Origin of the sequence: Arthrobacter sp. Br18, assembly GCF_000520555.1 — a bacterium.
GTDB lineage: Bacteria > Actinomycetota > Actinomycetes > Actinomycetales > Micrococcaceae > Arthrobacter_D.
The window spans coordinates 1-3378 of record NZ_AZSA01000295.1 but is presented as its reverse complement, the minus strand read 5'-3'; the positions used below and the strand labels follow the sequence as shown (position 1 = coordinate 3378).

Here is a 3378-nt window from a genome sequence, read left to right as displayed (position 1 = left end):
GCTATCCAACCGAGTGGTTCTCTGCTTACAGTGAGGATCGGCACCCCGAACCTGCGGGTGCTGGAGTTCCGGGGTAGTTGTTGGGGGAAACCAATCCGCACCGGAAAGTGCTCCGAATCACCACCTGAGCGCGTCCATCTGGGACGCGCGTTCACCGCACAGTGAAGGAATTACTTTCATGAACAAGGCAATGCGTTTCCTTGCAGTTCCCACCCTCGCCCTCGGCGCCCTGGCCATGGCATCGTCGCCGGCAATGGCAGCGGATGGCTCCTACTCCTCGACCCTGGGCCAGCTCAACGGCACCACCGGTTCAGGCACCGTCACCCTGGACGTCACCGGCGACAAAGCCATGCTGAAGCTGCAGGTTTCCGGTCTCGCCGAGACCTTCATGGACGCACCGTACCCCCACGTCCAGCACATCCACGGCGGAGCCCTCGGCGAATGCCCCACGACCGCTGATGACGAAAACGGCGACGGCATCCTCAACACCACCGACGGCACACGCGCCTACGGCGGAATCCAGACCACGCTGACCACCTCCGGCGCCACGACCCCGGCTGAGGGTTGAACCTCGAGCTGGCTGGCATGGGCGGCAGCTACCAGATCCAGCGCGACGATGTGCAGCTGAACGCCGAAACCCAGGCAGGACTCGAAGCCGGCAAAGCCGTCGTCGTCGTCCACGGCCTGGACCCAGCAACCGCCGGGGTCTCCGAGGAAGTTTTCAACTCACCCAGCGACATCGCCCCAGAACTGCCCCTCGGCGCCACTTCACCGGCACTGTGTGGAGTGCTCGTAGCCTCACAGATGGGCGACATGCCTGAAGGTGGCGCCGACACCGGTGTCGCCCAGGAAACCGGTTCCAACACCGCCGTCCTCGCCCTCGGTGGCGGCCTGGTCCTGGCAGCAGCAGCCGGCGGAACCTTCCTGGTTCGCCGCAGCAACGCCAAAGCATAATTTCCAAGCACCACGAACTGATCGGACCTGATTCCTCACATGATTAGTTCACCCAGCGACCGTCGCAGAAGCCATCTGGCCTCTGCGGCGGTCGCTGTTCTAATCCTCACCGGTTGCTCCACCAACACCCCCGCCCAAAGCCAAGGAACGACAGCTCCGACTCCGACCGTCTCCGCTTCGTCCACGCCCGCAGTACCAGCCCCGACTCAACCACCCACAGCCCCCGCACCCGGAACACCTGCGCCCGCGCCGGCCCTGTTGCCGGTCCTGCCGGAGTCGGACCCGGTATCATTCAGCATTCCCGTCATCGGCGCGGGATCGGAGCTACTCAGCCTCGGGCTGCGCGATAACGGCTCGCTCGAGGTTCCACCCGGTGATCCAGGCGCACCCGCCAGCTGGTACAACGACTCCCCCACACCCGGTGAACGCGGACCCGCGGTCCTCCTCGGACACGTCAACGCCACCGACAGCGGCCCCGGAGTCTTCGCGGACCTCCGCAAACTCAAGGCCGGTGACACCATTGATGTGCTCCGGGAGGATGGCACCACAGCAACCTTTACCGTCGACCGCGGCGAACAATACTCGAAGGACGAGTTCCCCACCCAAACGGTGTACGGCAACACCGAAGGATCCGAACTACGCCTGATCACCTGCGACGGTTACGACCCGGACACCGGCGAATTCGACGACAACTACGTCGTCTACGCAAAACTAGTCACCTAAAATCATGAATTCAACAGTCACTGCTGCTGTCCCGGTCACGGATCGGCTAACGGGGCCTGCAGTTCATCGAAGTCATAAGCAACGTCTTTACCCTGACTTCAACCACTGAGCTTGAGCGACCCCGCAGACGAACGCTCAACGTCCGTGCTGAAGGTAGTTCACCGGGCATTCATTCTCCGCTGCGATACTGGGAGCCGAGCCAGGGGCCGTTCCGGTTTGGGAAGCAGGAGAGGATAGTCCATGCGGATCAACAGAGAAGATCAGGAGTGGGGCCGGGCCCGTGATACCCCGGTAGCGCCGCATCCTTTCCTCGACCGGTCCTGGCAGGAGCTAAAGAGCGGTGACTGGGTTGTCGTTGAAATCATTAGTGGTCGTCCGGTCTCAGGACATGTCGATGCCATCACCGAGGACCGTAGTGTGTTGTGGGTGCAGTTCGATGAAGGTCAGGGCCGTCGGCTGTTTCACGCGCAGGACAACGTCCTTCTGGACCGCGGGTATGTAGATAGTCCTCAAAAACGCCGCCGTTGATGGTGAAGGCCAATTTGAAGTGGACCATAGAAGAGAAGGACCAGGTCGGGTCACAACACGTAGCTGATACCTGCTGGCGGGGCGATAGGCAGCTTCGTATCCGCCTGTCCCTGTGCGTCAGGCTGGGGTGAGACACATTCACTGATTCCTTCCCTTGCACGGGGTGAGAAGCGAGACGAACAACGATGACTATGACGACGGCTGATGTGGCCACCGATGATGGAGGTATGGGACCTCGAGCGGATCGACCGAAGCGGCGCAGTTTCAGTGCCGAGTACAAGGCCGGGATTTTGGCAGAGCATGACGCCGCTGACCGCGGTGGACGGGGGGTGATCCTGCGGCGGGAGGGCCTGTATTCCTCTCATATCATCGAGTGGCGTAAGGCGGCTGACGCCGGTGCGACGGCGGGTTTGGGTCCAGCAACTCGTGACCGACGCGATCGGGAGATTGAGCAGCTCCGGGCACGGGCGGACAAAGCCGAGGCCGAACTTGCTCGCTCGAAGGCGGCGCTTGATCTGATGGGAAAAGCACACGCGCTCTTGGAGACGCTCTCCGAGAGCGCGGAGCCACCGGCGCGGTCGAAACGGTGATCATCCCGCTGGTCGAGGACCTCGCCTCGCTGACCGGCGTGTCCGAAGCGTGTGCGTTGTTGGGCCGTTCACGGGCTGGCCATTACCGCGCCCGGAAGGAGGCCGAACGACGAGCTGCGCTGCCGTTTGGGGGCTCTCCGTGGTTCGTGGTGATTTCCACTGCTGAGGAGATGATCAGCGTGCCGTTCTGGCGGCGCTTCTCAATAGAATACGGGTTCTGTAGTTAGCGCTATTCACGAAGCCGCGTCCGGTGCGTTTGATGTTCTTGATGGCGGTGTTATTCGCCTCGACTTTCGCGGTGGTGGCTCTGGTGATGACGAGGACTTCAATTTCGTCCCACCATCGGCAGACTGTTCGGAACAGCCGGGTAGTCTCTGGTTGTCCTGCGCTCTCTACCAGGTCCTTGAGGATGGCTTTGGCAGCGTCGGCTTCTGCGAGGGACCCCACGCCCAGGAGTGCGCGCAAAGCTTCTTTCACTCGCCACGCCGTCTCGAGCTTCCCGGTAGGATCATCGACGGCGAACACGACGTCCAGGCGGTTCCTGGCCCGATCGGAGAGCTTTTCCGCGCCTTTGAGCAGCAGC

General features: G+C 62.2%; 5 protein-coding genes and 1 pseudogene. 5 read left to right on the top strand and 1 reads right to left on the bottom strand.

All coding sequences use genetic code 11. The features are described 5' to 3' along the window. The first annotated feature begins 178 nt into the window (after nucleotides 1-178). The 5 genes and pseudogenes from Y704_RS25075 to Y704_RS25065 form a co-directional block, all read left to right on the top strand. The gene (locus tag Y704_RS25075) at nucleotides 179-568 is read left to right on the top strand and encodes a CHRD domain-containing protein (protein ID WP_253904207.1); all 390 of its coding nucleotides are present in this window, start codon (nucleotides 179-181) and stop codon (nucleotides 566-568) included. A gap of 17 nt (nucleotides 569-585) precedes the next feature. Continuing rightward, the gene (locus Y704_RS25070) at nucleotides 586-954 is read left to right on the top strand and encodes a hypothetical protein (RefSeq protein ID WP_253904206.1); all 369 of its coding nucleotides are present in this window, start codon (nucleotides 586-588) and stop codon (nucleotides 952-954) included. 258 nt (nucleotides 955-1212) lie between these two features. Beyond that, nucleotides 1213-1677, top strand: coding sequence for a class F sortase (locus Y704_RS0102335; protein ID WP_253904205.1), 465 nt, complete (start codon nucleotides 1213-1215; stop codon nucleotides 1675-1677). 240 nt (nucleotides 1678-1917) lie between these two features. After that, a complete protein-coding gene (locus Y704_RS18390) occupies nucleotides 1918-2205 on the top strand; it encodes a hypothetical protein (RefSeq protein ID WP_051476607.1) in 288 nt (95 codons plus the stop codon). Between the two features lie 239 nt (nucleotides 2206-2444). Then, a pseudogene (locus Y704_RS25065) lies at nucleotides 2445-2606 on the top strand (IS3 family transposase); the annotation flags it as partial. 363 nt (nucleotides 2607-2969) lie between these two features. On the opposite strand, the gene Y704_RS0102320 reads toward Y704_RS25065, so the two are convergent. After that, nucleotides 2970-3378 (bottom strand): transposase (locus Y704_RS0102320; RefSeq protein ID WP_026548921.1); only part of this gene is annotated, 409 nt, incomplete at its 5' end.